Annotated in this window: 3 protein-coding genes; all 3 read left to right on the plus strand. The window is 61.4% G+C overall.

Annotated features, from left to right (window positions below; genetic code table 11):
* The coding region (locus WB402_RS00135; protein ID WP_424204587.1) for a sulfite exporter TauE/SafE family protein at window positions 1-353 on the plus strand (353 nt) is incomplete at its 5' end.
* A 36-nt stretch (window positions 354-389) separates the two neighbouring features.
* On the plus strand, window positions 390-872 hold the full coding sequence (locus WB402_RS00140) for a CinA family protein (protein ID WP_424204589.1): 483 nt from the start codon (window positions 390-392) through the stop codon (window positions 870-872).
* Between the two features lie 178 nt (window positions 873-1,050).
* Entirely contained in the window at window positions 1,051-2,100 is a 1,050-nt protein-coding gene (gene recA / locus WB402_RS00145; RefSeq protein WP_424204591.1) for a recombinase RecA, read from the plus strand.
* The last annotated feature ends 1 nt before the right edge of the window (window position 2,101 follow it).

Genomic DNA, 2,101 nt, shown 5'->3' on the forward strand with positions numbered 1-2,101 from the left:
GCCTGATGTCGGCATTCTTCGGCATCGGCGGCGGTTCGATGTCGGTGCCGTTCATGACTTGGTACGGTGTGCCGGCGCGCCAGGCGATCGCGACCTCGGCGGCGATCGGATTTCCCATCGCGCTCAGCGCCGCCATCGGCTTTGTCGTGGCCGGATGGAACGTGGAGGGATTGCCGCCCTGGAGTGTCGGCTATGTGGTGTTGCCGGCGTTCGCCGGCATCGTGGTGGCGAGCATGGCGGCGGCGCCGTTCGGCGCGCGCCTCGCGCATCGGCTTTCCGATGCCACCCTGCGGCGCATATTCGCCGCCTTTGTGGCTATTCTCGGCGTGAAAATGCTATGGAGTTTATTATAAGTACTGGCAATGGCCGACCAGTCATCAGGCGTTCATATGGAAATTGATACCTTATTAATACGCGAGGTGGTGCATGCGCTTAAAAGGCAGGGGTTGATGCTGGCCACGGCGGAATCCTGTACCGGCGGCTGGGTGGCGCAGGTGATCACCTCGGTGGCCGGCAGTTCCGAGTGGTTCGAGCGCGGATTCGTCGCCTACACCAATCTTGCCAAGCGCGAGATGCTGGGGGTCAGCACCACGATCCTGTCGCGTTACGGTGCCGTGAGCGATCAGACCGCGCGCGCCATGGCCGAAGGCGCGCTCACCCATTCGCACGCGCAGGTTGCGCTCGCGATTACCGGTATTGCCGGTCCGAGCGGCGGCACGCCGGAGAAGCCGGTCGGTACCGTCTGCTTCGCCTGGGCCGCGAAGAAACGCGATACCCATAGTCGCAAGCATGTTTTTACTGGTGACCGTGAGGCCGTGCGGAGGCAGGCGGTGGTTACTGCACTTCAGGGCCTCCTCGATTTTCTTAGTTGACCTTTCTGTCGACCGAACAATCAACGCTTTCTTCCAAGCCAAGCCAATTTATCGGCCGCTGCCAGCCTGTTCTGTTAGGGCTAGGCCACTCCAGAGACTTGTGGAATAATCGTTTGTAACTCAGCTTTTCTAAGCGCACCGAACAACCGTTTAGGCGGTTTACCGCAGGAGAACAGGCATGGATACGAACAAAACCAAGGCATTGAACATGGCCCTGGGACAGATCGAAAAGCAGTTCGGCAAGGGCTCGGTCATGCGTCTGGGCGATGCCGGCGTTGTACAGCAGGTCGAGGCGGTTTCCACCGGGTCGCTGGGCCTCGATATCGCCCTCGGCATCGGCGGCCTGCCGCGTGGCCGGGTCGCGGAGATATACGGACCGGAATCCTCGGGAAAAACGACGCTGGCTCTTTCCGTAATCGCCCAAGTCCAGAAGCTGGGCGGCGCGGCGGCCTTCATCGACGCGGAACACGCGCTCGACCCGCTGTACGCAAAGAAGCTCGGCGTGAATATCGACGATTTACTCGTGTCGCAGCCGGATTCCGGTGAGCAGGCGCTCGAGATCGCCGACATGCTGGTGCGTTCGGGCGGCGTGGATATCGTGGTGATCGACTCGGTGGCGGCGCTCACGCCCAAGGCCGAGATCGAGGGCGAAATGGGCGACTCGCACATGGGCCTGCAGGCGCGATTGATGAGCCAGGCGCTGCGCAAGCTGACCGCCAACATCAAGCGCTCCAATACCCTGGTGGTCTTCATCAACCAGATCCGCATGAAAATCGGCGTGATGTTCGGCAATCCCGAAACCACGACCGGCGGCAATGCGCTCAAGTTCTATGCTTCGGTGCGCCTCGACATCCGCCGCATCGGCGCGATCAAGAAGGGCGAGGAAGTGATCGGCAGCCAGACGCGCGTGAAGGTGGTCAAGAATAAGGTCGCGCCCCCATTCCGGCAGTGCGAGTTCGACATCATTTATAATGAAGGCATCTCGAAGGAAGGCGAGCTCGTCGATATCGGGTCCGAGAACGGCGTCGTCGACAAGACAGGCGCCTGGTACAGCTTCAACAAGGAACGCATCGGCCAGGGCAAGGACAACGCCCGCCAGTTCCTGAAGGACAATCCAGATATCGCCGCCGAGATCGAGAAGCGCATCCGCGAGAAGGCCGTGGCGGCGGTACGCGCCGCGGCCGGTGACGACGAAGCAGTGGAAGCCACGGCGGAGGAAGAAGCCTGAA

It is taken from the genome of Sulfuricaulis sp. (genome assembly GCF_049587675.1).
In the GTDB taxonomy this organism is placed as follows: domain Bacteria; phylum Pseudomonadota; class Gammaproteobacteria; order Acidiferrobacterales; family Sulfurifustaceae; genus Sulfuricaulis.

Bases quoted from the DNA above. Each gene is read 5' to 3' on its own strand.
- WB402_RS00140 (WP_424204589.1), top strand. From the start codon at position 390: ATGGAAATTGATACCTTATTAATACGCGAGGTGGTGCATGCGCTTAAA.
- recA (WP_424204591.1), top strand. From the start codon at position 1,051: ATGGATACGAACAAAACCAAGGCATTGAACATGGCCCTGGGACAGATC.